The 24,470-nt window shown below is 67.0% G+C and carries 25 protein-coding genes; 9 read left to right on the forward strand and 16 right to left on the reverse strand.

Going from position 1 to position 24,470, the window contains the following annotated elements; genetic code table 11:
- Positions 1-7 precede the first annotated feature (7 nt).
- Positions 8-451 carry a DUF3429 domain-containing protein gene (locus tag P7D22_RS03165; RefSeq protein WP_319932756.1) on the forward strand — a complete coding sequence of 148 codons (444 nt, stop codon included), beginning with the start codon at positions 8-10 and terminating at the stop codon, positions 449-451.
- A 10-nt stretch (positions 452-461) separates the two neighbouring features.
- Here the strand turns inward: P7D22_RS03165 and P7D22_RS03170 are convergent, their stop codons facing one another.
- Entirely contained in the window at positions 462-1,289 is an 828-nt protein-coding gene (locus tag P7D22_RS03170; protein ID WP_319932757.1) for a metallophosphoesterase family protein, read from the reverse strand.
- A gap of 150 nt (positions 1,290-1,439) precedes the next feature.
- On the opposite strand from P7D22_RS03170, the gene P7D22_RS03175 reads away from it, so the two are divergent.
- The 4 genes from P7D22_RS03175 (at position 1,440) to P7D22_RS03190 (ending at position 7,680) form a co-directional block, all read left to right on the forward strand.
- Entirely contained in the window at positions 1,440-2,642 is a 1,203-nt protein-coding gene (locus tag P7D22_RS03175) for an adenylate/guanylate cyclase domain-containing protein (RefSeq protein WP_319932758.1), read from the forward strand.
- A 202-nt stretch (positions 2,643-2,844) separates the two neighbouring features.
- Positions 2,845-4,788, forward strand: a complete 1,944-nt coding sequence (locus tag P7D22_RS03180; protein WP_319932759.1) for a PrkA family serine protein kinase — start codon at positions 2,845-2,847, stop codon at positions 4,786-4,788.
- A 28-nt stretch (positions 4,789-4,816) separates the two neighbouring features.
- Positions 4,817-6,127: a YeaH/YhbH family protein gene (locus tag P7D22_RS03185; protein WP_319932760.1), complete on the forward strand. Its 1,311-nt coding sequence runs from the start codon at positions 4,817-4,819 to the stop codon at positions 6,125-6,127.
- On the forward strand, positions 6,124-7,680 hold the full coding sequence (locus tag P7D22_RS03190; RefSeq protein ID WP_319932761.1) for a SpoVR family protein: 1,557 nt from the start codon (positions 6,124-6,126) through the stop codon (positions 7,678-7,680). The genes P7D22_RS03185 and P7D22_RS03190 overlap by 4 nt, the downstream gene beginning before the upstream one ends.
- 30 nt (positions 7,681-7,710) lie before the next feature.
- Here P7D22_RS03190 and P7D22_RS03195 read toward each other — a convergent pair whose 3' ends face one another.
- The 7 genes from P7D22_RS03195 to P7D22_RS03225 all read right to left on the reverse strand — a co-directional run bounded on the left by P7D22_RS03195 (position 7,711) and on the right by P7D22_RS03225 (position 12,296).
- Positions 7,711-8,004, reverse strand: a complete 294-nt coding sequence (locus P7D22_RS03195; protein ID WP_319932762.1) for a DUF1330 domain-containing protein — start codon at positions 8,002-8,004, stop codon at positions 7,711-7,713.
- A 25-nt stretch (positions 8,005-8,029) separates the two neighbouring features.
- Positions 8,030-8,287: an exodeoxyribonuclease VII small subunit gene (locus P7D22_RS03200; protein WP_319932763.1), complete on the reverse strand. Its 258-nt coding sequence runs from the start codon at positions 8,285-8,287 to the stop codon at positions 8,030-8,032.
- Between the two features lie 8 nt (positions 8,288-8,295).
- Positions 8,296-8,856, reverse strand: a complete 561-nt coding sequence (locus tag P7D22_RS03205) for a tyrosine phosphatase family protein (RefSeq protein WP_319932764.1) — start codon at positions 8,854-8,856, stop codon at positions 8,296-8,298.
- The gene (locus tag P7D22_RS03210) at positions 8,853-9,467 is read right to left on the reverse strand and encodes a hydrolase (protein WP_319932765.1); all 615 of its coding nucleotides are present in this window, start codon (positions 9,465-9,467) and stop codon (positions 8,853-8,855) included. Before P7D22_RS03210 ends, P7D22_RS03205 begins: the two co-directional genes overlap by 4 nt.
- The gene (locus tag P7D22_RS03215; RefSeq protein WP_442916016.1) at positions 9,464-10,105 is read right to left on the reverse strand and encodes a DNA-3-methyladenine glycosylase I; all 642 of its coding nucleotides are present in this window, start codon (positions 10,103-10,105) and stop codon (positions 9,464-9,466) included. Before P7D22_RS03215 ends, P7D22_RS03210 begins: the two co-directional genes overlap by 4 nt.
- Positions 10,106-10,195: 90 nt before the next feature.
- Positions 10,196-11,254 carry an HD-GYP domain-containing protein gene (locus P7D22_RS03220; protein WP_319932767.1) on the reverse strand — a complete coding sequence of 353 codons (1,059 nt, stop codon included), beginning with the start codon at positions 11,252-11,254 and terminating at the stop codon, positions 10,196-10,198.
- A gap of 97 nt (positions 11,255-11,351) precedes the next feature.
- Positions 11,352-12,296: a fatty acid desaturase gene (locus P7D22_RS03225; RefSeq protein WP_319932768.1), complete on the reverse strand. Its 945-nt coding sequence runs from the start codon at positions 12,294-12,296 to the stop codon at positions 11,352-11,354.
- 147 nt (positions 12,297-12,443) lie between these two features.
- Here P7D22_RS03225 and P7D22_RS03230 point away from each other — a divergent pair, with 147 nt between their 5' ends.
- Positions 12,444-13,292: a helix-turn-helix transcriptional regulator gene (locus P7D22_RS03230; protein WP_319932769.1), complete on the forward strand. Its 849-nt coding sequence runs from the start codon at positions 12,444-12,446 to the stop codon at positions 13,290-13,292.
- A gap of 18 nt (positions 13,293-13,310) precedes the next feature.
- Here the strand turns inward: P7D22_RS03230 and hisD are convergent, their stop codons facing one another.
- A complete protein-coding gene (gene hisD, locus P7D22_RS03235) occupies positions 13,311-14,615 on the reverse strand; it encodes a histidinol dehydrogenase (RefSeq protein ID WP_319932770.1) in 1,305 nt (434 codons plus the stop codon).
- A 39-nt stretch (positions 14,616-14,654) separates the two neighbouring features.
- Positions 14,655-15,128 (reverse strand): DUF2948 family protein, encoded by a 474-nt coding sequence (locus tag P7D22_RS03240; RefSeq protein WP_319932771.1) that lies wholly within the window; start codon positions 15,126-15,128, stop codon positions 14,655-14,657.
- Between the two features lie 179 nt (positions 15,129-15,307).
- Between P7D22_RS03240 and P7D22_RS03245 the strand changes: the two genes are divergently transcribed.
- Complete coding sequence (locus tag P7D22_RS03245; RefSeq protein WP_319932772.1) at positions 15,308-15,535, forward strand: hypothetical protein; 228 nt, start codon at positions 15,308-15,310, stop codon at positions 15,533-15,535.
- A 62-nt stretch (positions 15,536-15,597) separates the two neighbouring features.
- On the opposite strand, the gene murA is transcribed toward P7D22_RS03245, so the two are convergent.
- The 4 genes from murA to P7D22_RS03265 form a co-directional block, all read right to left on the reverse strand.
- Positions 15,598-16,896, reverse strand: coding sequence for a UDP-N-acetylglucosamine 1-carboxyvinyltransferase (gene murA / locus P7D22_RS03250; protein ID WP_319932773.1), 1,299 nt, complete (start codon positions 16,894-16,896; stop codon positions 15,598-15,600).
- A gap of 37 nt (positions 16,897-16,933) precedes the next feature.
- Positions 16,934-17,104: a hypothetical protein gene (locus P7D22_RS03255; protein ID WP_319932774.1), complete on the reverse strand. Its 171-nt coding sequence runs from the start codon at positions 17,102-17,104 to the stop codon at positions 16,934-16,936.
- A gap of 2 nt (positions 17,105-17,106) precedes the next feature.
- Entirely contained in the window at positions 17,107-18,471 is a 1,365-nt protein-coding gene (locus P7D22_RS03260; RefSeq protein WP_319932775.1) for a dicarboxylate/amino acid:cation symporter, read from the reverse strand.
- A gap of 244 nt (positions 18,472-18,715) precedes the next feature.
- Entirely contained in the window at positions 18,716-19,459 is a 744-nt protein-coding gene (locus P7D22_RS03265; protein WP_319932776.1) for a DUF3750 domain-containing protein, read from the reverse strand.
- A gap of 132 nt (positions 19,460-19,591) precedes the next feature.
- Between P7D22_RS03265 and P7D22_RS03270 the strand changes: the two genes are divergently transcribed.
- A complete protein-coding gene (locus P7D22_RS03270) occupies positions 19,592-19,984 on the forward strand; it encodes a DUF4112 domain-containing protein (RefSeq protein WP_319932777.1) in 393 nt (130 codons plus the stop codon).
- A gap of 4 nt (positions 19,985-19,988) precedes the next feature.
- Here the strand turns inward: P7D22_RS03270 and P7D22_RS03275 are convergent, their stop codons facing one another.
- Positions 19,989-20,873, reverse strand: a complete 885-nt coding sequence (locus P7D22_RS03275; protein ID WP_319932778.1) for a lytic transglycosylase domain-containing protein — start codon at positions 20,871-20,873, stop codon at positions 19,989-19,991.
- A 164-nt stretch (positions 20,874-21,037) separates the two neighbouring features.
- Here P7D22_RS03275 and P7D22_RS03280 point away from each other — a divergent pair, with 164 nt between their 5' ends.
- Positions 21,038-22,831 carry an ABC transporter ATP-binding protein/permease gene (locus P7D22_RS03280; RefSeq protein WP_319932779.1) on the forward strand — a complete coding sequence of 598 codons (1,794 nt, stop codon included), beginning with the start codon at positions 21,038-21,040 and terminating at the stop codon, positions 22,829-22,831.
- Between the two features lie 46 nt (positions 22,832-22,877).
- Here the strand turns inward: P7D22_RS03280 and P7D22_RS03285 are convergent, their stop codons facing one another.
- Positions 22,878-24,380 (reverse strand): MDR family MFS transporter, encoded by a 1,503-nt coding sequence (locus P7D22_RS03285; RefSeq protein WP_319932780.1) that lies wholly within the window; start codon positions 24,378-24,380, stop codon positions 22,878-22,880.
- Between the last annotated feature and the right edge of the window lie 90 nt (positions 24,381-24,470).

Below are 24,470 nucleotides of genomic sequence, written 5' to 3' on the forward strand. Positions count from 1 at the left end.
AACGGCCATGATGAAGTCTGACGATCCCTGGTTGCCGTTCAGCCTCGGTTTTGCAGGCCTGATCCCGTTCTGGGGGCTCGCTCTCGCGCATGGGGCCGGCGTGCCGCTCGGAGCCAGCACGGCGGCGCCGCTGACGGCGCTCGCCACCTATGCGGCGACGGTCCTGTCGTTTCTGGGCGGCATCCGCTGGGGCCTCGCGATCCGCACCGATAATCAATCTCTTGCGGCCCGCGATTATGCGGCTTCGGTGATCCCGCAGATCCTCGGCTGGGCGGCGCTGGCGCTTGCGGATCCCTGGCGTCTGGTGACCCTGGCAGGGCTGCTGGTGGTGCTCGGGCTGCTCGACCACGACCTTGTCACGCGCGGCATGGCGCCGGCCTGGTTCGGCCGGCTGCGCTTCGTGCTGAGCGTAGGGGCCGGCGCGGCGCTGTTGCTGGCCGCAAGCGGCTGAGCGCGGGCGGCTAGCGCTCCAGGCGAAGGCGCCGCTCGAGTTCGACGAGGTCGAAGTCCCGGGCCACGAAGCCGTCGAAGGCCCGCTGCATCGTGGCCGATACGCTGCGGCCCTCGATGGTGGCGACCAGCAGGGCTTCGCGCACCAGTGCCGGCCGGTCGGGCTCGCCGACCGCCTGCAGGAACGTCACGTCCAATCCATCGAGGACGGCCGCGGTCAAGATGCCGGACCGGTACGCCCCCGTGTCGATCGAGATCCGGTGCGGCCGCATTTCGGGCTTGTCGCCCATGATGGTGTGACCGTGCACGACCCGTCGCGGCAGCAGGCCGTCGTGATGCAGGAACTCCTCGCGAATCCAGATCAGGTCGTGCTGGAGTTGGTCCTCGATGGCGATGCCGGGGCGGATGCCGGCATGCACGAAGAGATAGCGGCCATTGTCATGGAATAACGGCAGGCTGGCCAGAAAGGCGGCATGGCGGTGCAGGCCGGGATCGGTACGCCAGGCCCCGTCGCGGTCCGTCCCATAACTGCGGATCGTGTGCCAGAACAGCTGCCAGGCCCAGTCGGGCACCTCACGCCCGTCCGTGACGGCATGGACGAATAGGTCGTCGTGGTTGCCGCGGATCGGCACGAAGGAATCTCCCGCGCGGCGCGGGCCGGCCATCACGCGCTCGACCACGCCGAACGAATCGGGGCCGCGATCCATGTAATCGCCGGTGAAGACGATTTTGGCGGGCGTGCCGCGGCGGGCCGCATCTGCCTCGATGAGGGTCAGCAGCTGGTCGAGCAGGTCGAGCCGGCCGTGGATGTCGCCGATCGCATAGGTGGTGGGAGCCATGCCGTGCCGTGTAGGGATTGCGCCACGACCTTGCAATGGCGCTTCGTGCATGGGCCCGCGTCTCCGCCGACGCGAGGACAGGCTCGGCGATCCCGCCTATGGTGCATTGCGGACCGCCCGATGCGGCGGGGTCACGCGAGGAGGGGCGGCATGGCGGTAGCGGAAGGGCATTGGCCCCAAGCCAGAACGGCGATCCTCGATTGGCTGGTCCGAGACCTGTCATCCCAACCTTTCTTCGACAATCTGCTGGTCGACCTGTGTACGCGGCTGCATGCCGAGGGCGTGCCGATCGCCCGTTCCATGCTGATCGTGCGGACCAACCACCCGGAGTGGATGGGCGCCCGGATGATCTGGCGCCCGGGACTCGCGCAGGCCGAAATGCGCACCGTCGACTACGACGCCCTGCTGCAGGACGCCTACCTGCAAAGCCCGTTGAAGGCGGTGCACGACGGGGTCGACGTCCTCCGGCGCCCATTGGCGTCGACCGACCCCACCGAGGATGATTTCGCCCTCCTGACCGACCTGCGCCGCGACGGGATGACCGACTACGCGATCTTCGCGCTGTTGTTTACCCGAGGCGAGCGCCACGCCATCAGCTTCGCCTCCGATCGGCCGGGCGGTTTTTCGCCGGACGACATGCGGGTGCTGACCGACATCCTCCCGGTCGTCACGCTGTTGATCGAAAGCCGTATGCGCAATCGGCTTGCCCGAACGTTTCTCGAAACCTATGTCGGCCCGCATGCGAGCCGCGAGATCCTGGCGGGCGCGACGCGGCGCGGCAGCGGATCGACGGTTGAAGCCGTCATCGTGATCTGCGACCTGCGCGGCTTCACGTCGATTTCCGAGCTTTGGCCGCGCGACGACGTGATCGCCATGCTGAACGAGTATTTCGACGCCGTATCCGAGCCGGTGGACCGGCATGGCGGCGAGATCCTGAAGTTCATGGGCGACGGCCTCCTGGCCATCTTCCCGCTGTCGCGGCCCGAGGCGCCGGCCGAAGCCCTCCAAGCCGTTCTGGAGGCCCGCGTCGCCATGACGGCCCTCAACCACCATCGCGAGCAACGCGGCCTGCAGCGGCTCGGCTACGGGGTCGGGGTTCATGTCGGCGACGTGATGTACGGCAATATCGGATCCCGCAAGCGGCTCGACTTCACGGTCATCGGGCCGGCCGTCAACGTCGCGTCGCGGCTCGAATCACTGACCAAGTCGGTGGGGCATTCGATCCTTCTGTCCGGCGCCTTTGTGGCGGCGGCCGGCCTCGACGACGAGGTCGAGCCGTTGGGGGCGCGCGATCTGCCGGGCGTCGCGCGGCCGACCGATGTGTTCGCCCTGAAGGACGAGCCGGGCGCCTGACGCGTCGGTCTGCCGGCAAAGCGCGGCAGGAAGTCAACACGGTTCACGAAACCGCCACATGGCAGCCATGGCGACCCGATGTCATGCTGGCATCTGGCCCGGGTTGTGCAAGACTCAGCGATGAAGCCCATGGGGAACGTGGGGGGGAGCCCAGGGGCATCAGGTATCCGGCAGTCCGAGTTTTCTCGGAGGGAAGGACCACATGTCGATGGAAGACGTCTTCGAGAGCTTCGCCCGATCCTACGATTCCCGCAAAGCGGCCGAGATGTCGCTTTCGGACTACCTGCAGGCGTGCCGCAACGATCCGATGATGACGGCTTCGGCCCCCGAACGCATCCTGGCGGCGATCGGCGAACCCACCATGATCGACACCGCCCGGGAAGCGCGCCTCGGTCGTGTGTTCATGAACCGCACCATCCGGGTTTATCCCGCCTTTGCGGAATTCTACGGCATGGAGGAAACGATCGAGCGGATCGTCTCCTTCTTCCGCCACGCCGCCCAGGGGCTCGAGGAGCGCAAGCAGATCCTTTACCTGCTAGGGCCTGTCGGCGGCGGCAAGTCGTCGTTGGCCGAGCGCTTGAAGGCGTTGATCGAGGCCTATCCGGTTTATGCCCTTAAGGCCGGCGACGAGGTGAGCCCCGTCTTCGAAAGCCCCCTCGGATTGTTCGACCCGGACCGCATGGGGCCCATGCTGGAGGAGCGTTACGGCATCCCCAAGCGCCGCCTCACCGGTTTGATGAGCCCCTGGGCGGTCAAGCGTCTCGACGAGTTCGAAGGCGACATTTCGCGCTTCACCGTGGTCAAGATGAACCCGTCGCGGTTGCGCCAGATCGCGGTCGCCAAGACGGAGCCCGGCGACGAGAACAACCAGGATATCTCCTCGCTGGTCGGCAAGGTGGATATCCGCCGGCTCGAGACGCTGAGCCAGGCCGATCCCGATGCCTACAGCTATTCGGGCGGCCTCAACCGCGCCAACCAGGGCATGCTCGAATTCGTCGAGATGTTCAAAGCGCCGATCAAGATGCTGCATCCGCTGCTGACCGCCACCCAGGAAGGCAATTACGTCGGCACGGAGAACATCGGCGCCATCCCGTTCACCGGCATCATCATGGCCCACTCGAACGAGGCCGAGTGGCAGAGTTTTCGCACCAACAAGAACAACGAAGCCTTCATCGACCGGATCTACGTCATCAAGGTGCCGTACTGCCTTCGCGTCACGGAGGAAAAGCTGATCTACGAGAAGCTGATCCGCGACTCCGAACTGACGGGAGCCCCTTGCGCGCCGGGTACTCTCGAGATGCTGGCGCGTTTCTCGGTGCTGTCGCGCCTCAGGATCCACGAGAACTCGAACCTGTTCTCGAAGATGCGGGTGTATGACGGCGAAAGCCTGCGCGAGGTCGATCCGCGCGCCCGATCGATGCAGGAATACAAGGATTCGGCCGGCGTCGACGAGGGCATGGACGGCATCTCGACGCGCTTCGCCTTCAAGGTGCTGGCCGCGACCTTCAATCACGACGTGTCCGAGGTGGTGGCCGATCCGGTGCACCTGATGTACGTGCTGGAACAGTCGATCCGCCGCGAGCAATTGCCGGCCGACACCGAGAAGCGCTACCGCGAGTTCATCAAGGCCGACCTCGCGCCGCGCTATGCCGAGTTCATCGGCCACGAGATCCAGAAAGCCTATCTCGAATCCTACCACGACTACGGGCAGAACCTGTTCGACCGCTACGTCGATTACGCGGATGCCTGGATCGAGGACCAGGACTTCAAGGATCCCGACACCGGGCAACTGCTCAACCGTGAGTTGCTCAACGGGGAGCTCACCAAGGTCGAGAAGCCGGCCGGCATCGCCAACCCCAAGGACTTTCGCAACGAGGTGGTGAAGTTCTCGCTGCGGGCCCGGGCCGGCAACGGCGGCCGCAACCCGTCCTGGACCAGCTACGAGAAGATCCGCGAAGTGATCGAGCGCCGCATGTTCAGCCAGGTGGAAGAACTGCTGCCGGTGATCTCCTTCTCGTCGAAACGCGATAGCGACACCGAAAAGAAGCACGGCCAGTTCGTCGAGCGCATGGTGGCGCGCGGCTATACCGAGCGACAGGTGCGCCGTCTCGTCGAATGGTACATGCGGGCCAAGCAGGCCGGATGAGTGGCGCCGGGCCGAGAAGCGATCAGCGATGAACATCATCGATCGACGCCTCAATGCGAGTGGCAAAAGCCTTGCCAACCGCCAGCGCTTCCTCAGGCGGGCAAAGGCGCTGGCCCAGAAGGCCGTCCGCGAGTCCACCAAGGACCGGTCGATCAAGGACTTCGACCAGGGTGGGGAAATCCGCATCCCGGTCGACAGCCTGCGTGAACCGCGCCTGCACCGCTCGGGGCAGGGCGGCACCCGCGAGGGACTGCTGCCCGGCAACAAGAAGTTTGTGCAGGGCGACACCATTCCGAAGCCGAAGGGCGGCGGCGGGGGGCCTGGCCAGGAAGGCGGCGAGGACGGGGAGGGCGAGGACGAGTTCCGGTTCGTGCTCAGCCAGGAGGAATATCTCGATCTGTTCTTCGACGACCTGGAACTGCCCGACCTCGCCAAAAAGACCCTCGCCAAGACCGAAAGCGTCGCGCTGCATCGCGCCGGCTATTCCACCTCAGGCTCACCGGCCAACCTGTCGCTAACCCGCACCATGCGCAACAGCTTGTCGCGGCGGGTCGCGCTCAATCGGCCGAAATCGGCCGACGTGCTGGCCATGGAGGCCGAGATCGAGGCGCTCGAGCGCAGCGGCGAGGAGCCCGGCCGGCTGATGCGGTTGCGGGCCGAACATGCGCATCTCGTATCGCGCGCCCGCCGGGTACCCTTCATCGACCCGATCGACATCCGGTTCCGCCGCTTCCAGGCGGTGCCGAAGCCCGTGGCCCAGGCGGTGATGTTCTGCCTGATGGACACCTCCGCCTCGATGACGGAGCCCATGAAGGATCTGGCGAAGCGCTTCTACGCGCTGCTCTACATCTTCCTGAAGCGGCGTTACCGCCACGTCGAGCTCGTGTTCGTCCGACACACCCACGAGGCCGAGGAGGTGGACGAGGACACGTTCTTCCATTCGGCCGAAACGGGCGGCACCGTGGTGTCGAGCGCCCTCGCCGAGATGGTGCGGATCGCCAAGGCGCGCTTCCCGACCGAGGACTGGAACATCTACGCGGCCCAGGCATCCGACGGCGACAATTCGGCCAGCGACACGGCGCGCTGCACGACCCTGCTGCGCGAGGGTGTGCTGCCGCTCTGCCAGTATTTCGCTTATCTCGAAGTCGGTCGCGACAGCGAGGCGAGCCAGATGGGCTTCATCCCCCGTGCCACGGAACTTTGGCGCACCTACGAGGCCGTGAACGACGGCGGCGCCGATTTCGCCATGGTGAAGGTTAACCACCGCAACGAGATCTATCCCGTGTTCCGCCGCCTTTTCGAACGCAAAGGTAGCGATGCCAGGAGGCAGCCCGCATGACGACCGCGATGCTTCAACGCTCGCCCTTGCTGTTCGAGGGCAGCGACTGGGACTTCCCGATGATCCAGCGCATCCACGATGCGGTGGCGACCATCGCGCATGGCGAATTCCGGCTCGACACCTACCGGAACCAGATCGAGATCATCACCACCGAGCAGATGCTCGACGCTTATTCGAGTGTCGGCATGCCGTTGTTCTACAAGCACTGGAGCTTTGGCAAGCAATTCGCCCAGCACGAGGCCGGCTACCGGACGGGGCTGCGCGGCCTCGCCTACGAGATCGTCATCAATTCGGACCCGTGCATCTCCTACATCATGGAGGAGAACACCGCCGTGATGCAGACGCTGGTGATCGCCCACGCGGCTTTCGGGCATAACCATTTCTTCAAGAACAACTACCTGTTCAAGCAGTGGACCGACGCCAACGGCATCCTGGCCTATCTGGATTTTGCCAAGGGCTATGTGGCCGAATGCGAGGAGCGCTACGGGCATACGGCCGTCGAGCGCACCCTCGATGCCGCCCATGCGCTGATGTCGCACGCGGTCCACCGTTACCCGCGCAAGCGCAAGCCCGACCTCGCCTCGGAGGAGCGGCGCGAGCGGGATCGCCGCATCCACGGCGAGCAGATGTACAACGACCTGTGGCGCACCGTGCCGACCGGCGCCAAGGCGAAGCCAGGGCGCGGCGACGAGGAACGCCGCAAGGCATTGCTCGAGCTGCCGCAGGAAAACATCCTTTATTTCCTGGAGAAGACGGCACCGCGTCTGGCGGCCTGGCAGCGCGAGATCATCCGCATCGTCCGCCACATCGCGCAGTATTTCTACCCGCAAGGGCAGACCAAGCTGATGAACGAGGGCTGCGCCACCTATTGCCATTATCGGCTGATGGGCCGGTTGTTCGAAACCGGCCAGATCAACGAAGGCGCCTATCTCGAATTCCTGCAGTCACACACCAATGTGGTGATGCAGCCGGACTACGACGACCGGCGCTACAGCGGTATCAACCCCTACGCGCTTGGCTTTGCGATGATGCAGGACATCGAGCGCATCGTGGTCAGCCCGACCGACGAGGATCGCGCCTGGTTCCCCGACATCGCAGGCGTCGGCGAGCCCTTCGAGGTGCTGAAACACGTTTGGGCCAACTACCGGGACGAAAGTTTCGTCACCCAGTTTCTCAGCCCGCGCCTGATCCGGCAGTGGAAGCTGTTTCAGGTGGTGGATGAAGGCGACAAGGCGAAGGCCTGGCGCGTCGCCGCGATCCACGACGAGCGCGGCTACCGCGGCCTGCGGCGTGCCCTCGGGCGGCAATATGACATTTCGCACATCGACGCCGACATCCAGGTGGTGGACGTCGACCTCGGCGGCGACCGTCGCCTCAAGCTGCAACACAGCGTGCTGAACGGCCAGACGCTCGAGGCCCGCGAAGCCCGCGAGGTGATGCAGCATCTCGCCGACCTGTGGGGCTACGATGTGACCCTGGAGGAGATCGACCCGGCCACGGGCGCGGTGTTGAAGGACCACGCCGCGAGCGCCCGGCCGAACTTCTTCGGCTGACGAGGTCCGTCGGCCAGGGAGCCTGTGGGGTCAGTCGAGGCCCTCGACGATCCGCATGTCGCGCTCGGCCGCCCCGTCGAGAGCCGCGATGGCCTTCTGGTAGGCGGGATCGGCGTAGAGCGCCTTGGCGGTCGCGAGATCGGGGAATTCGACCACGACGGTGCGCTGCAACTGCCCGCCCTCGTAGGCCTCGATCGCCATGCCGCGCACCAGGAAGCGACCGCCTGCCGCCGTGATGGCCGGGCCGGCGAGCTTCGAATAGGCGGCGAGCTTGTCCGGATCGGAGATCGCGCGGTACTGCACCACCAGATAGGCCTTCGGCATAATCAAACTCCCGTGCGTGGCTCGATCAGGTTTGGGGGTCGAGCGGGGCCGTGCCGGTCGGCGTGCCGTCGGCCGCCAGCGTGATCTTCTCGATCCGCATCTCGGCGGCTCGCAGCAGCGACTCGCAATGTTTGCGCAGATGCTCGCCCCGCTCGTAGATGGCGATCGAGTCTTCGAGCGTAACGTTGCCCTTCTCCAGGCGGGTCACGATGTCTTCGAGTTCCGCCATGGCCTTTTCGAACGGCAGGGTCGTCAGGTCGGGGGTGGCATCGGAAGGCTGCATGGCGAGCCTCATGCCGGCATTGGCGGGCGCCCGTCAAGCGCGCCGGTCGCGGGCGCATCCTCGAGGTCGAGCGCAAAGCAGGTGCCTTCGAAGCACTCGGCGCCGCGTCCGATGGCGGCCACGGCCTCCACCATGCGGCCATTTCGTCGGAGTGCGGCATCGGCAAGCGCCACGAGGTGCCGATTCGGCGTCGCGGTGGGCGAGGCTGCCCGCAGGCGACGCGCATGCGTGTCCTCGGTCACGTCGGGCACCAGACAACAGAGCGCGATGAAGGCCGCCGCGGTGGAGCGGCTGACCCCGGCATAACAATGGATCAGCATCGGTTCGGCCCGGTCCCAACACGCCAGAAACGCCAGCAGATCGTCGATGTGGCGTTGTTCGGCCAGCACATAGCTCGGGGTGGCCTGCACGATGTCGGACAGCGCGAGATGCAGCCGCCGCTCCGGTGCGACCCCCGGGAAGGCAGGGACGCGGTGTGGCAGGACCAGAAGCGACACGGCCCAGCCCGCCCGCGAAGCGGCCAGCACTGCGTCGACATGCGCCAGGGGGCAGACGTGGATCTGGCTCATCGACGCTCGATCACATTGGATTTGGACAAGGCCGCGAACCGCGCCAGGAATGCGCTTTGGGCACGGTCGGCCGGCCAGGGTTCGAGCGCGTCGGCTTCGAGCGGGGCCGCCGAAAATGGAGGTCCGAAGAACGCCGTCGCCTCGTCGTCCGCGAAGCCCGCGAGGGCGGTGGCCTCCATGCGGGCCACGGCTTGGTCGGCCCGCTTAATGATCTCGGCCGCAGCCGCAGCCGCGGCCGCGATGCCGAAGCGGGCCTGGATGGCCCCGAGCACACGATGCTCCACGGCCTTGTAGTCGTTGCCGAGCGCCGCCTTGAAGGGTGAGATGAGGTCGCCCACCACATATTCGGCCGCGTCATGCAGCAGGGCGGCCAACCGCTCGGCCGCCGGCGCATCGGGCGACCCGATGGCGAACACCCGCTCGACCAGCAACGAATGCTGCGCCACGGAGAACACATGGGCGCCGAGCGTCTGCCCGTTCCAGCGGGCCACGCGGGCTAGACCATGCGCCACGTCGGCGATCGCGATGTCGTCGGGGCTCGGCGCCAGCAGGTCGAGGCGGCGGCCGGACAACATGCGCTGCCAGGCGCGCGGCGGGGTTGCCGCACTCATGGGCGTCCCTCCGGCTGCGGCCCGCAGGCCGCATGGCGGAAGCAGCCGACCAGATGGTCGTTCACCATGCCGACCGCCTCCATGAAGGCGTAAAGGATGGTCGGGCCGCAGAACCCGAGGCCGTTGCCGCGAAGGTGGGCCGCCATGGCGCGGGACGCGGCGGTCTCGGTCGGCACATCGGCGGCGCTCGCAAAGGCGTTCTGCACCGGGACGCCGCCGACGAAGCTCCATAACAGGGCCGAGAAGCCGCCGCGCTCTTGTTCCGCCAACCAGAACCGGGCCGTGGCGATCGTATTGACGATCTTGGCCCGGTTTCGGACGATCCCGGCATCGGCCATCAGCCGCGCCACATCGGCCTCGCCGTAGCGGGCGATGCGAGCCGGCTCGAAGCCGTCGAAGGCGCGCCGGAACGCGTCGCGCTTGCGCAGAATGGTGATCCAGGACAGCCCGGCCTGGAAGCCGTCGAGGATCAGCTTTTCGAAGAGCGCACGGTCGTCCCACTCGGGCACGCCCCATTCGGCGTCGTGGTAGCCGACATAAAGCGGGTCATACCCGGCCCAGCCGCAGCGCAGGCAGCCGTCTTCGTGGCGCACCGGCGTCGTGGGGCGTGGGGGGGGTCGGGACGGGGCAGCGGCCATGCCGATCTTTTAGCTGCTCCGGATTGGTTTCTGAACCCGCGATCGCGGCGGGCTTTCGGTCACTGAGTTCTGGTTGGGCTCAAGGCGGCTTCAGATCTCGCGAACGACGTTCCGGAAGGCATCAACCAACGCGCCATCGAGTTTCGGCCCGAGCGACGTCAGATAGGCCGTGGCCGCCCTGGTGCTGACGGCCGCCTTGTAGGGCCGGCGTTCGATCAGGGCCGCGTAGATGTCGCAGATGGTGACCATGCGGACGAAGCGCGACACCTGGGTGCCGGCCTGACGGTCGGGATATCCGGACCCGTCGAGAAACTCGTGGTGGTGGCGCACGATATCCAGGATCGCCGGGTGATAGCCCTGCTGGCTTTCCAGCAGGGCATGGCCCAAGGCCGCATGCGACCGCACCAGCGCCATTTCGGCGAGCGTCAGCGGCGTGGTCTTGTTGAGAACAGTCCGCGGAATGCGGGACTTGCCGATGTCATGCACGAGAGCCGCCTGCGACAGCAGGTGCTGTGCCTTGGGCGGCAGGCCGAGTTCGATCGCAAAGGCGGCCACGAGGCCCGCAACAAGCAAGCAGTGCTGATAGGTGACGTCGTCGTGGGTCCACACCACATCGAGCCACGCCTTGATCCTGACCTGCTCGATGGCGGTCAGAAGAATGCCGCCCGCCTCCTCGACCATCGCGGGTGCGATTACCTGACGCTCGGCGCGTTTGCCGATGACCGCGCCAAGCACCGTCTCGATCAGGCAGACGCTGGCGGCGGCCTCGCCGACCGGCCTCGGACCAACTGCCATCTGTGGCCGCGTCGGCATGAGCGCCCGCACGGCCCGGATCAGCGTGGCGGGATCGACCTGCACCGGCATGGTGGTGGTCGCCCCCGCCATCGTGGCCTGTGCCTGCGTAAGATGGCTCGGGTCGCGCAGGAGGCCCAGCACCGGCACATCGACTGTAAGGGCGAGCCGCGCCAGGGCGAGCCGCGTCGCCTCGACGGAGGCGGTCGAGTCGAAAGCCACGTCGCAGATGACGAGCCGGGGTTCCACCCGGGGGATCTCGCTCAGCGCGAGCGGCAGAACGGTGCAAGGCGCGACCTCGGCGAGGATGCGCTGCAATCGTCGTGCTTCGCCGAGTCGATCCGTCAGAAGGAACAAGTCTCAGGGGCTCGCAAGTCAATCGGACTACCGAGCCGGATATATCGGGCAGTTCTTTCCAGGAGCTTGATCGAACTGACGCTACGTCATCGCCGCTTCACGGAGCCAAACCGAGCCCGTCAGATGGTCGCGACGCCCCGATTGGCGACGCCGCAGAAGGGTGAAGAAGCTGGTGGTGCGGCCGGAGCAGGAAGCGGCGTGCCACCGCGCCATAACCGTCGTACACGAGGCCGCCGTTCTCGGCCACGAGCCGGCTTCGGTTCTCGCGGTACCAGCGCGGCAGCTCGTACCACGGCATGCAGGGGCGCTCGTGGTGAGCGGCGTGCAGGTTGTTGAACAAGAACAGGGGGCCGAAGAACCAGGCGTTTTCCACGATGGCCGTGCGCTCGTGGACGGCATCCTGAGCGCGGTGCTCGGCAAAGGAGCGCAACAGGAGGATCGACGTGCCGCCATAGACCGCTGCCACATAGGCGAACGGGTTCACATGGCAGAGGCCGAACAGCCAGATCGACAGGGCCAAGGAGGCGACTGCGTGCGAGCGCCAGATGCGGCGCCTCAGCCGATCGCCACCCCGCATCGCCCGGACCTCCGAACCGATGTAGCGCGACACGTTCCACAGCGGTCCGAGCAGCAGCCGACCGGCCAGGGTGCTATGGACGTGAACCCACAGGCGACCCACCGGGCCGAGCGCCTGCCATTGCGCGGGCGTCCAATAATAGCTTTCCGGATCGTCGAGCGGATCCGTCAGGCTGTCGTCGCGATGATGCAGCAGGTGAGAGATCCGGTAGGATTCGAAGGGCAGCCACAGCGCCAGCGGTACATTGCCGAGCGCCCGGTTGACCTTGCGCCATGGGGTGGGGTGTCCGTGGATGAATTCGTGCTGCAACGACGAGTGCCACGCGATCAGCAGCGCCAGAGCCGGAATGATCACACCGGCCGGCAACGAAGCTGACCACCAGGTCAGCCCGACGAAGCCCCCATACAGGAGCGCGCAAAGAGCGATCGAGGGCCATTCCAGCGACTTGGTCCGGTGGCGGGTCATAGCGATCTCGCGGCCAGCACGGTGATTCGTGCCTGCTCGATCTGAGGCAACCCGGTGACGCGACTCAACGCGATGCTTGTCGCATAAATCCCGATCTGTTTACGATCATCACGATCCGCGACACTTTACATTTGATGCCACGGTGCGATGACGAAAACCCACACTGCCGTCGTGTTTCGGCGCCGCCTGGAAGAGGTGTTGGCGCGCTCGCCCCGATCGGCCTCGGCTTTTGCGCAGCAGGCCGGCATCGATCGATCGACCCTGGCGCAACTGCTCACCGCCGACGAGCCCCGCCTGCCGCGTGCGGAAACCCTGGTGGCCGTGGCGCGGCAGGCCCGGGTTTCGGTCGACTGGCTTCTCGGCCTCAGTCAGCGCGAGGAAACCGGTGCCGAGATCATCGGCGCCTTGTTGCAGGTCGAGGAACCGGGCCAGGGTCCGGTGGACGATCACTTCATGGCCTGGCTGAAGGAAGCGGAAGGGTTCCGTGTCCGCACCGTGCCGGTGGCGCTGCCCGACTTCCTGAAGACCGAGGCGCTGTTGCGCTTCGAATACCGCCGCACCTTCGAGGGCGCCTCTGCGGTGCAACTTGCGGCCGTGCAGGCGCGGCTCGACTTCATGTGCAACCCGGACAGCAACGTCGAGGTGGGGCTTGCGCTGCAATCGTTGCAGATGCTGGCCCGGGGGGAAGAGCGCTGGGCGGGGTTCCCGGCTGGGGCACGCCGCGAACAGATCGCCCACATGAGCCGCATCTACGCCGCGTCCTACCCAAGCCTGCGGCTCTACCTCTACGACCTGCGCGAGGTGTATTCGGTGCCGTTCACGGTATTCGGCGCCAAGCGGGCGGTGGTGTTCCTCGGGCCGAGCTATTTCGTGATGAACGGCGCCGACCACATCCGCATGTTCGCCCGCCGCTTCGACGACCTGATCCGCCATGCAGTGGTGCAACCGCACGAGGTCGGTCGCACCCTTGAGGCGCTGACCGGGCTGGTGTCCTGAGCCGACGCCGAGACGGTTTCAGCCGCGCGGCGGCATGCCGAGCCGCAGGGCGACCGAATCGGCATGGGCGTCGAGCCCCTCGGCGCGGCCGAGCGCCACGGCGGCCGGGCCGAGCGCCGCGAGGCTGGCCGCGTCGCAGCGCAGGATCGAGGTGCGCTTCATGAAGTCGAGCACCCCGAGACCCGAGGAAAAGCGCGCCGACCGTGCTGTGGGCAGCACGTGGTTCGAGCCGCCCACATAGTCACCGATGGCTTCGGGGGTGTGCCGGCCGAGGAAGATGGCCCCCGCATTGGTGATCGCCTCGCTCAAGGCGTCCTCATCGGCCGCGATGATCTCGAGGTGTTCCGGGGCGAGGCGGTCGACGAGCGGCACTGCGTCGGAGAGCCGAGGCACCTGGATGATAGCCCCATAGTCCCGCCAGCTGGCGCCCGCGATCGCGGCGCGGGGTAGGGCTGCCAGCTGCCTCATCACTGCGGCCTCGACCGTACCCGCAAAGGCCGCGTCATCGGTGATGAGGATCGATTGCGCCACGGCATCGTGTTCGGCCTGGGCCAGCAGGTCGGCCGCGACCCAGTCCGGGTCGGCGGTCGCGTCCGCCAGGATCACCACCTCGGACGGGCCGGCGATCATGTCGATGCCGACGGTGCCGAACACCCGGCGTTTGGCGGCCGCCACATAGGCGTTGCCGGGGCCGACGATCTTGGCCACCGGAGCGATCGTTTCGGTTCCGTAGGCCAGGGCCGCGACCGCCTGGGCGCCACCGACGCGGTAAATCTCGTCAACACCTGCCAGTTGCGCCGCCACCAGCACCAGCGGATTGAGCACGCCATCCGGCGACGGCACCACCATGACGACCCGCGAGCAGCCGGCGACCTTGGCCGGCACGGCGTTCATCAGCACCGACGACGGGTAGCTGGCCGTGCCGCCCGGCACATACAGGCCGACCGCCTCGATGGCGCGCCAGCGCCAGCCGAGATCGACGCCGAGCGCGTCCGTATAGCGCAGGTCGGCCGGCTTCTGGCGCTCGTGATAGGCCACGATGCGATCGCGGGCGAAGCCGAGGGCGTCCCGTGCCCCCTTTGGGGCCGCCTCCACCGCGGCCGCGACCTCGTCGGGGCCGATCCTAAGGGGGAGGCAGTCGAGGTCGACGCGATCGAAGCGGAGCGAGGCGTCGTGCAGGGCCGCGTCGCCGCGCCGACGGACATCCGCCATGATGACGGCCGCGGCACCGTCGACCTCTTCGCTCACTTCGCGTTTGGTTCCAAGCAGCCGAGCGAAGGCGGCGTCGAAGTCGGGGTCGGTCAGCTTCAGGCGGAACGGCATGCTAGGCTCGCGGGGGACGCGGGATCGGTTCCCCCGTGCCTAGCCCGGCAGCGTCACGTCGTCGAGATCGTGGCGGGGATGTTTATCGACGGCCCAGCAGGGCCCAAGGTCGCGCATCTCGGCCTCGAGGCAGTCCACGTCGAGCTTGATCATGCGCCCGCCCGCAAAGGTTAGCAGCACGTCGCCGGCCGGCGCATCGGTGGCGGCGAACGACACCGTCAACAATTGCAGCGCGAGGTCCGGGTCGGCCTGCTCGAAGCCGATGCGACGCACATGCCGCACGTGAGAAAAATGAAAGCCCGTTTCCCGGCGTGCCGGCTGGCCGATGGCAACATTGTCCCAATCGATCCGGCACGCCACGAGCGCGAAATGACGTGACCTCGGCAAGAACGCCATGTCGCCAAGCTTCATGTCGGCATCCTGAAGATGCGCCGACATGACGCCGAGGTCCTCCTCGTCGAGGACGGCGAAGTGCAGGCCGCTGGGGCCGGCCGATGCGGGGCGTAGGGTCATCTCTGCGGCGTCGCGTCCATTGCTTCGACAAGAATAGGCGCGGGGTGAGGTGAGGCAAGGCCAGGACCCCGCTCGTGCACCCCGGCAGGGAACTTACACGGCGTTGAAACGTCCTTTCGGTGCGGACCCACAACAATGCACGGGGACGAATCCGCAGCCCTGAAAGAGGATACGACCCGATGCGCATCTTGAATTTTATCGGCGGCGCCGCCCTGGCCGGCCTGATGATGGCCACGTGTACGCCCGCCTCGGCGCAGCCGATGGACGGCGCCATGGCTCGCCCTGGCATGCACCACCGCATGATGCGGCATGATCGCATGATGCGCCATCACGAGCGCCGCATGATGCATCATCGCATGATGCGCCACCGGATGATGCGTCACCGCATGATGCGCGACGGCATGTAAGACCGAGCGGGTCGGCGCGAGCCGATCCCCGAACGGCCGGCCTCGCGCCGGCCGTTTTTTTGTCAGTGGCCGGTCGAAAGGCGCTCGATGCTGGCGCCGCACTGGCTCAGCTTGCGTTCGAGCTGCTCGAAGCCGCGGTCGAGGTGGTAGACGCGGTTGACGATGGTTTCGCCCTCCGCCGCCAGCGCCGCGATGACCAACGACACGGACGCCCGCAGATCGGTCGCCATGACGGGCGCCCCCTTCAAGGTCTCGACGCCGTCCACGATGGCGGCATCACCATCAAGGCGGATGTGGGCCCCAAGCCGCGCCAATTCCTGCACATGCATGAAGCGGTTCTCGAAGATGGTCTCGGTGATGCGCGACGTGCCGCGCGCCTTGGTCATCAGGGCCATGAACTGCGCCTGAAGGTCGGTCGGGAACCCCGGAAACGGTTCGGTCGTCACATCGACGGCCGTGATGCCGGCGCCGTTACGGGCGACACGCAGGCCCTCTTCGGTCGTCGTCACCGTCGCTCCTGCGGCCTGCAAGGTGTCGAGAGCCCCTTGCAGCAGCTCCGGCCGTGCGCCCTGCAGCAGCACGTCGCCGCCCGTCATCGCCACCGCCATCGCATAGGTGCCGGTCTCGATGCGGTCGGGCAGCACCGCATGACGGGTGCCGTTGAGCTTGGCCACGCCCTCGATCTCGATCGTGGCCGTGCCAGCGCCCTTGATGCGGGCGCCCATCTTCGTGAGGCAGGCCGCGAGGTCGACCACCTCCGGCTCGCGGGCGGCGTTGTGGATCACCGAGGTGCCGTCGGCCAGCACCGCCGCCATCAGGGCCGTGTGGGTACCGCCGACCGTGACCTTCGAGAAATCGATCTCGGCGCCCTTCAGGCCGCCCGACGGCGCCTTGGCCACCACATAGCCGGCCTCGATGTCGACCTTGGCACCGAGGCGCTCGAGCGCCGTGATCAGCAGATCGACCGGGCGCGTGCCGATGGCGCAGCCGCCCGGCAGCGACACGCGCGCTTCGCCCATGCGGGCCAGCAGGGGCGCCACCACCCAGAAGCTCGCCCGCATGGTGGAAACGAGCTCGTAGGGTGCCGTGGTATCGACGATGTGGCCGGCCTGCAGATGAACGGTCTGGCCGGTCACGGCTTCTTCGCCGGCGCGCTTGCCCTGGATCGAATAATCAACGCCGTGGTTGCCGAGGATACGCACGAGGGAACTGACGTCGGCCAGCCGCGGCAGGTTCTCAAGCGTCAGCGCTTCGTCGGTCAGCACGCTGGCGATCATCAGCGGCAGCGCGGCGTTCTTGGCGCCGGAAATCCGTATCGTGCCGTTCAAAGGCCGGCCGCCTACCACGCAAATGCGATCCATGGGTCCTCGCTCGATCGGCGCCGGGGTTGGGGCGCCCTCAGGTCTCGGTTGCCGACCTGTCTTCGGGAGAGGGCGACGGCATGCCGTCGCGGCTGCGGGCCTGATCCTTGCGGCGCTTCAGGTTGGCCCGCAGGGCCTGGGCCAGCCTTTCGGCCCGCCGTGCCGCCTCGTCCCCGGCCTGATCCCCTGTCTTCGGAGGTTCGCGCACCGTCAGCTGTCCTGCACGGAGGCCTGTCTAAGCGCATCGGCGCCGACCGGCAAGTCGGGCAGGCTCGCGGCGGCCGGCGTGGCGCCGCTCAGCGCGGCCTTGAGCTTGGTCTTGTCGAGCTCGCCTTCCCAACGGCTGATGACGATGGTGGCGACGCCATTGCCGACGAGGTTCGTCAGGGCACGGCATTCGCTCATGAATTTGTCGATGCCGACCAGCACCGCCAGCGACGTGATCGGGATGTCGGGCACCACCGTCAGCGTCGCCGCCAGGGTGATGAAGCCGGCGCCCGTGACGCCCGAGGCGCCTTTGGAGGTCAGCGCCGCCACCAGCAGGATCTGCAGCTCCTGGGCCAGCGTCAGCGGCGTGTTGGTGGCCTGGGCCAGAAACAGGATCGACAACGTCATGTAGATGTTGGTGCCGTCGAGATTGAAGCTGTAGCCGGTGGGGATCACCAGTCCCACCACCGACTGCGAGGCCCCGAGGCCGCGCATCTTCTGGATCATGCGCGGCAGCACCGTCTCGGACGAACTGGTGCCGAGCACGATCAGCAGTTCGTCCCGGATATAGGCCACGAAGCGCAGGATCGAGAACCCGGACCACCAGGCGATGCTGCCGAGCACCACCAGGATGAACAGGATGCTGGTGCCATAGAAGGTGGCCACCAGGGCGCCGAGGCTGAGCAGCGACTTGATCCCGAAGGCACCGATCGTATAGGCCATCGCGCCGAAGGCCCCGATGGGGGCGAAGCGCACGATGATGCCGATGATGCGGAAGAACATCGCACCGGCCGCGTCGATGGCGCTCGAGATCTTCTCGCCTGTCTGGCCGAGATTGGCCACCGCGATGCCGCTCAGCACCGAGATCAGCAGCACCTGCAGCAGGTCGCCCTTGGCCAGAGCGCCGACGAAACTGTCCGGGATGATGCCGAGAAGGTGGGCCGCGATCGAGTCCTGCTTCGCGGCCGTGACGTAATTGGCGACGCTGCTGGCGTTGATCTTCGCGGGGTCGATGTTGAAGCCGGCGCCCGGCTTGACGACCTCGGCCACGATGAGGCCGAGCACCAGCGCGACCGTCGACACCACCTCGAAATAAACGATAGCTTTCAGCCCGACGCGCCCGACCCGCCTGAGGTCGCCCACCGTGGCGATGCCGTGCACAACCGTGCAGAAGATCACCGGCGCGATCATCATGCGGATCAGCGCCACGAAGGCGTCGCCGAAGGGTTTCATCGCCGTGCCGGTCGCAGGCGCCGCAAAGCCCAGCGCCACGCCGATCGCGATGGCGATCAACACCTGGACGTAAAGGTTCCGGTACCACACCGGGCGCGGCGCGATCGGGCCCAGTCCCACAGCCGCTTCACCCATGACGCATCCTCCGCTCCCGGCCGCTTGGTCCAATGGTGGGGTGCGGCATTGATGTTGCGCTCGGCATCGTCGGCCTTGGCGGCACTGGCGATCCCTGGCTCGCTTCACCATGGCAAGCTTTGTCGACCCGGGCAACACGGGGGACAGCCCGGCTGTTGCGTCGAGCCGGTCGAAACGGACGGCACTCCCCTGGAAATTCGAAGAGCGTTCTCGTCGCATCAGTCTGTGTGTCGAGGTTGGTGGCTCACCCCGTCGCCATGCCGATGCGCCCGACACCCGGAAGCTTGAGGGCCGGACGGCGAAGGTCGAAGCCGATCACGCCGCCCAGCAGGTTGAGCTCGAACCCCTCGATCCACCCGACCGTCAAGCCGAAATAGCCGCCGAGGTTGAGGCGAAGGCCGGTTCGGGATGGTGTCGGGCCGAACCAGCGGCCTTCGACGGGAAAGTCCTTGCCGATGGCGTTGGGCGGCAGCGTCGCGCCCATCTCCGGCACGGCCGCCATGACGGTTGCCACGAAAGTGTTGGAGTTCGGCCCCGGCCAGGCGCGATAGTCGCCCTGGTGGCGGAAGCGGTAGCGATCGATCGCGGCCCGCAGGCGTGGAATCATGGCTGCGGCCTCTGCGCCATCGGCTGTGAAAACGGGCTCGGGCACCTGCCCGAACCAGCGGCCATCCGGCGAAAAGCCGTCGACCCGGATGGGATCGCCCCAGGCGGTCAGGTCCCAGCGCTGGTAGGCGGGCGCATCGGCGGGCTTCAGCACGATCCAGCAATGCACCGCGAAGATGCCGCGCCAGCTGACCGTGGGGGCCGCATAGATCCGCACGGCGGCCTCGGGCGCCTGATGGGCCGGCCGCAACAGGCCGGCGCTCGACCGGTCGGCCGACCACCAGACCGAGGCAGGCGCCCGGTAATAAGCAAGGGCCCGCCAGGCGACGGGGCCGAGGTAAGCAAGACAGAACAACAACAAGGCGATCAAAGGACGGGGCATCGTGACGGTTCGAGCCGAAAGGTCCGGCGGTGTCGACGAGATGGCGACGGCTTTCTGTGCCCACAAGCCGGCGCGGCATTGAACCCGCGGGGCGGGTCCCCATCTCAGGCCCGTTCCTCAAGGGGTGTCGCCATGACCGCCTTCGCGTCCTTCCAGCCGACCGTGACCCAAGCCGCCCGCCTTGCCAAGCTGCGCCGACTGGCTTGGCTGCTCGACGCCGCCTTCGTGGTGCCGGGTACCAAGTTCCGCTTCGGCCTCGATGGTATCGTCGGCCTGGCGCCCGGCATCGGCGACACGCTGATGGGGCTGACGTCGCTCTACATCGTCTGGGAAGCGCGCAAGCTCGGCCTGCCGGCCGGCAAGCTGGCCCGCATGGTGGCGAACGTCGGGGTCGAGACGCTGGTCGGGTCGGTGCCCGTCGTGGGCGACCTTTTCGACGCTGCCTTTAAGGCCAATCTGCGCAATCTGGCGATTGTCGAGGACCACCTGGGCGTCACCCTTCGCGGCCGGGGCCCGAGCCGCTGAGGTCTTAGCTCCGTAGCACCGCACAGCTGCCGCGCGCAGCCTGAATGCTACGGCACAGCGCATCCGCCTCGGCCCGAGTCTGGGCCGGGACCCGGACCCGGTAGAAGGCATGAAAGCCACGGGTCCGGAGACGCGTCCCAACGATCATGGGCTGAATGCCACCCAGCAGGCTGGCATAGCGGCCCCGTGCGCGCTCGAAGCTGGCCAGCGCGATGGATTTCGAAAAGTTGCCGGACAACTGCACCCCCCAGGGCGCCAGCGCGGCCGACGCGATGGTGCTGGCACGCGGCGTCGTGAGACGGATGTCGCGAGCAATCTCCAGGCAGGGCTTGTCCGAAGGGCCGACGTGCGTCGCCGATGATTTGTGGCGCGCCTCCTCGGCCCAATCGCCGGCGGATCGCCCGGTGATGCGCTGCACGTAATCTTCTGTCTCACTCGGCAGGCCGCCATGCCCGCCGAGCCAGGCGGCGACGCGATTGGGCCCGCCGTTATAGGCCGCGGCCGCGAGGCCGAGGTTGCCGAAGCGTTGGGCCAGTTCGGCCAGAAAGGCGGCCGAGGCCGGGATCGCCTGTTCCGGGTCGAAGGGATCGTCGAGCCCGCGCTCGCGGGCCGTGCCAGGCATGAACTGGGCGATGCCCCGAGCGCCGGCCGGGCTGACCACCGTGGGTCGGAAGCTGCTTTCCTGCCAGAGCAGGCGGGTGAGAAAGCCCGCCGGCATGTGCTGGCGCGCCGCGGCGCCGTCGATCAGCCGGCAAAGCGCCTGCTCGACCGTTTCGCCGCCCGACGCGGTCGCCTGTGCCGCAGCCTCGCGGGACGGCAATGCAAGCACGGCCAGCGCGGCGGCGAGGCGCCCGAAGGCGGAAAGGGATCGGCACGGCAGCGGGCGCATCGCAAGGTCCGAGAGGGCTGTCCGTCCTACGCGACGGGGCGCCCGATTGTCGACGGGTGGCGGTCTGCGAGGCGCTGCGACCGCGGCGGCCTCATTTCCGCTTTCTTGCCCATGGATTCGCTGGGGCGCAGCCTTTGCGCCAGCGGCGCCGAGCCGGAGAGACCATGTCGAAAATCTGGGCCGCCCTGAAGGACATCTGGCGCCTGACCTATCCTTATTTCCAGCGCACGACGCCGGGAGAGGTGAGGCTGTGGTTCATCGGCCCGGTCAAGCTGCCGGAACGCACGATCGCCTTCGCGCTGCTGGGCGCCGTGGTGGCGTTGGAAATCGCCTTCTCCTATGTCGTGAAGCGCTTCAACTCCTGGTACGCGATCTTCGGCGACGCCATCCAGCAGAAGAACTTTCCCGGCTTCCTGCACGCCATCGAGCTGTTCAGCATCCTGGCGTTCTTCTACATCGTGGTTGCGGTCTACAAGAGCTACATCAACCAGGTGCTGCAGATCCGCTGGCGCAAGTCGATGACGGATTTCTTCGTCGACCGCTGGCTCGGCGACGCCCAGCATTACCGCCTCCGCATGGTTACCGGCCCGGCCGACAACCCGGACCAGCGGATCGCCGAAGACGTTCATTCCTTTGTCGGCCAGACCATGGTGCTGGGCATCGGGTTCTTCGGCAACGTCATGCGGCTGGGGATCTTCCTGTACGTCCTGTGGCAGCTGTCGCAGACCTTCCCGATGACGAGCTTCGGCCTGTCGTTCAACATCCCCGGCTATCTGATCTACCTTGCCGTGATCTATGCGCTGGTCGGCACGCTGGTGACGCACTGGATCGGCAAACCGCTGATCCGCTTGAAATACGACCAGGAGCGCTACGAGGCGAACTTCCGCTTCGGCATGGCGCGTATCCGCGAGAACAGCGAGCAGATCGCCCTGTTGAAGGGTGAGCCGGCCGAGCGGGCCGAGTTGGGTGAACGCTATGCTTCCGTGCTGGCCAACGTGTATGGCGTCATCAACCGGCAGAAGACGTTGACCTGGTTCACGGCTTTCTTCGGCCAGTTCTCGGTGATCTTCCCGTATCTGCTGCTGGCGCCGGCGTTCTTCTTCGGCAAGGCCACCTATGGGGCCTTCATGCAGACCAACCAGACCTTCTCGAGCGTGCAGGACGGCCTCACCTGGTTCGTCGATCAATATTCGACGCTGGCCGACTATCGCGCCGTGGTGCAGCGTTTGATCGGCTTCGAGGAAGCCATGGGAAAGACGACGGCCGAGTCGACCGCCAAGCCTCATATCGAGACGCGCGTGGCACCTGGACCGAACCTCGTCGCCGACGATCTCACGGTCGCGCTGCCGAGCCATCGTCCGCTGACCGCGGCGGCCCGCTTCAGCGTGGCGCCACGCGAGCGGGTGCTGCTCACCGGCCGTTCAGGCTCCGGCAAGACGACGCTGCTGCGCGCGTTGTCGGGCATCTGGCCGTTCGGGCAGGGGCGGGTGGAGGTGCCCAAGGGGGCGACCCTCTTTGTGCTGCCGCAACGCACCTACCTGCCGCTCGGCACCTTGCGCCAGGCGCTGGTGTATCCCCGCACCGTCGAGGCTTATCCGCATGCCGATGTGGCGGTGGCCCTCGAGGCGGTCGGGCTCGGCGCCTTGGCGCCCGAACTCGACGAGGCCGGCAACTGGTCGCAGCGCTTGTCGGGCGGCGAACAGCAAAGGCTCGGCGCAGCCCGGGTGCTGCTGGTGAAGCCCGACTTCCTGTTCCTCGACGAGGCCACCTCGGCCCTCGACCAGCAGGGTGAGGAGGACCTCTACCGCACGCTGATCGCGCGGCTTCCGACCACCGCCATCGTGTCGATCGGCCACCGCCCGACGCTCGAGGCCTTCCACACCCGCAAGCTGGTGATGAGCCGGTCGGCCGAGGGCCTGTCGCATCCGGTCGAGGCGGTCGCGCAGGCGGCCGAATAAGGATCGAAGTCGTGGCGGCGGTTGATCGGTTTCACCGCCACGGTTTCTAGAAGGTGGCTTCCTCGGTGGCAGCGGTTTCGATCTCGCGCACCGATCGACGCAAGGCGACCTCGGGCATCAGCAGGGCCGCCAGGAAGGCCGCCACGGCGACGCCGAGTACACCCCAGAACGTTTGGTGCAGGGCATCCTGCAGCGCCGCACGGATCGCGTCGGCCTTGGCGGCGCCCACCACGGCGCCTTTCTGCAGCAGCAGGCGCAGGTCGTCTCCCGTAACCGGTTGCGCATCGCCGCCCTGGTGGGCGAGGCCATAGTTCAGGATCGACCCCAGGATGGCCGCGCCAAGCGTGCTGCCGAGGTTGCGTGAAAACAGGTTGGCGGCCGTGGAACTGCCGCGCTGCGACCAGTCGACGATCTCCTGCACGATCACCAGGGCCGCGGTGCTGACGAGCCCCATGCCGAAGCCGACGATCGCCGAGCCGGCAGCGGCCAGGATGGGCGAACTCGCCGGATCGAGCATCACGAAGGGCAGGGCGCCGATCGGCATCACGGCGGCGCCGGACAGCAGGAGGAAGCGCAGGCCGGTGCGCACCAGCACCTTGGCGGCCAGGGTGGCGCCGATCGGCCAGCCCACCACCATCATGGTCATCGCGAGGCCCGCCACCAGCGGCGTGCGTTGCAGCACACCCTGCACATACATCGGCACGAAGCTCGTCAGGCCGACCAGCGCCACGCCGGCCAGCAACGAGACGCCATTGGCGACAGCGATGGCGCGCTTGCGCCATAGGTCGAAGGCCATCATCGGGGCAGGGGCGCGCCGCTCCTGGATGACGAACAGCACGAGGCCGATCACGAGGATCAGCGTGGCCAGTTCCGCGCTGCCGAGGTCGCCGGCGCCGCCTTGCGTCAACGCCACCATCAAGGACGCCACCACGACGGTGAAGAGGCCGGCGCCGAGCCAGTCGACCGACTGGGCCCGACGCACCACGTCTTCATGCAGGAACGCCACGAAGCCGAGCGCCGCCAGGATGCCGACCGGCACATTGATCCAGAACACCCAGGCCCACGACGTGTGCTGGACGATGAAGCCGCCCGCCAGGGGGCCGAGCACCGCCGAGATGGCCCAGATGCTGGCCAGCCATCCCTGTACGCGCCCGCGTTCCTCGGCGGCGTAAAGGTCGCCCACCACCGTAATGCCGACCGGCTGAATGGCGCCTGCGCCGATGCCCTGCATCAGACGAAAGGCGATCAGCACCGGCATCGAGGTCGCGAAGCCGCAAAGGATCGAGGCCACGACGAAGATGGCGATGCCGAACAGGAGAATCGGTCGGCGGCCGTACACGTCGGACAGCTTGCCGAACACCACCGTCATGGCGGTCTGGGTCAGCAGGAACGAGGCGAACACCCAGGCGTAAAGGTGCAGGCCGCCGAGTTGCGACGCGATCTGCGGCATGGCGGTCGAGACGATGGTGGCCTCGATGGCGATCATGAACATCGACGCCATGACGGCGGCGATGACGAGCGGGCGGCTGGTTTTCGGGAGGGCTGGCATGAGATCCGGCTCGCAAGCCCGATCGGGCGACGACGGTTGATGTTACAACTCGGTAACGCTGTTTGGCGCCAAGCACAATCGTTCGATGGT

It is taken from the genome of Lichenihabitans sp. Uapishka_5 (genome assembly GCF_033947565.1).
In the GTDB taxonomy this organism is placed as follows: Bacteria; Pseudomonadota; Alphaproteobacteria; order Rhizobiales; family Beijerinckiaceae; genus Lichenihabitans.

Excerpts from the sequence above, each read along its gene's own strand:
- P7D22_RS03165 (WP_319932756.1), top strand. The coding sequence starts at position 8 with ATGATGAAGTCTGACGATCCCTGGTTGCCGTTCAGCCTCGGTTTTGCA.
- P7D22_RS03170 (WP_319932757.1), bottom strand. The coding sequence starts at position 1,289 with ATGGCTCCCACCACCTATGCGATCGGCGACATCCACGGCCGGCTCGAC.
- P7D22_RS03175 (WP_319932758.1), top strand. The coding sequence starts at position 1,440 with ATGGCGGTAGCGGAAGGGCATTGGCCCCAAGCCAGAACGGCGATCCTC.
- P7D22_RS03180 (WP_319932759.1), top strand. The coding sequence starts at position 2,845 with ATGTCGATGGAAGACGTCTTCGAGAGCTTCGCCCGATCCTACGATTCC.
- P7D22_RS03185 (WP_319932760.1), top strand. The coding sequence starts at position 4,817 with ATGAACATCATCGATCGACGCCTCAATGCGAGTGGCAAAAGCCTTGCC.
- P7D22_RS03190 (WP_319932761.1), top strand. The coding sequence starts at position 6,124 with ATGACGACCGCGATGCTTCAACGCTCGCCCTTGCTGTTCGAGGGCAGC.
- P7D22_RS03195 (WP_319932762.1), bottom strand. The coding sequence starts at position 8,004 with ATGCCGAAGGCCTATCTGGTGGTGCAGTACCGCGCGATCTCCGATCCG.
- P7D22_RS03200 (WP_319932763.1), bottom strand. The coding sequence starts at position 8,287 with ATGCAGCCTTCCGATGCCACCCCCGACCTGACGACCCTGCCGTTCGAA.
- P7D22_RS03205 (WP_319932764.1), bottom strand. The coding sequence starts at position 8,856 with ATGAGCCAGATCCACGTCTGCCCCCTGGCGCATGTCGACGCAGTGCTG.
- P7D22_RS03210 (WP_319932765.1), bottom strand. The coding sequence starts at position 9,467 with ATGAGTGCGGCAACCCCGCCGCGCGCCTGGCAGCGCATGTTGTCCGGC.
- P7D22_RS03215 (WP_442916016.1), bottom strand. The coding sequence starts at position 10,105 with ATGGCCGCTGCCCCGTCCCGACCCCCCCCACGCCCCACGACGCCGGTG.
- P7D22_RS03225 (WP_319932768.1), bottom strand. The coding sequence starts at position 12,296 with ATGACCCGCCACCGGACCAAGTCGCTGGAATGGCCCTCGATCGCTCTT.
- P7D22_RS03230 (WP_319932769.1), top strand. The coding sequence starts at position 12,444 with ATGACGAAAACCCACACTGCCGTCGTGTTTCGGCGCCGCCTGGAAGAG.
- hisD (WP_319932770.1), bottom strand. The coding sequence starts at position 14,615 with ATGCCGTTCCGCCTGAAGCTGACCGACCCCGACTTCGACGCCGCCTTC.
- P7D22_RS03240 (WP_319932771.1), bottom strand. The coding sequence starts at position 15,128 with ATGACCCTACGCCCCGCATCGGCCGGCCCCAGCGGCCTGCACTTCGCC.
- P7D22_RS03245 (WP_319932772.1), top strand. The coding sequence starts at position 15,308 with ATGCGCATCTTGAATTTTATCGGCGGCGCCGCCCTGGCCGGCCTGATG.
- murA (WP_319932773.1), bottom strand. The coding sequence starts at position 16,896 with ATGGATCGCATTTGCGTGGTAGGCGGCCGGCCTTTGAACGGCACGATA.
- P7D22_RS03260 (WP_319932775.1), bottom strand. The coding sequence starts at position 18,471 with ATGGGTGAAGCGGCTGTGGGACTGGGCCCGATCGCGCCGCGCCCGGTG.
- P7D22_RS03265 (WP_319932776.1), bottom strand. The coding sequence starts at position 19,459 with ATGCCCCGTCCTTTGATCGCCTTGTTGTTGTTCTGTCTTGCTTACCTC.
- P7D22_RS03270 (WP_319932777.1), top strand. The coding sequence starts at position 19,592 with ATGACCGCCTTCGCGTCCTTCCAGCCGACCGTGACCCAAGCCGCCCGC.
- P7D22_RS03275 (WP_319932778.1), bottom strand. The coding sequence starts at position 20,873 with ATGCGCCCGCTGCCGTGCCGATCCCTTTCCGCCTTCGGGCGCCTCGCC.
- P7D22_RS03280 (WP_319932779.1), top strand. The coding sequence starts at position 21,038 with ATGTCGAAAATCTGGGCCGCCCTGAAGGACATCTGGCGCCTGACCTAT.
- P7D22_RS03285 (WP_319932780.1), bottom strand. The coding sequence starts at position 24,380 with ATGCCAGCCCTCCCGAAAACCAGCCGCCCGCTCGTCATCGCCGCCGTC.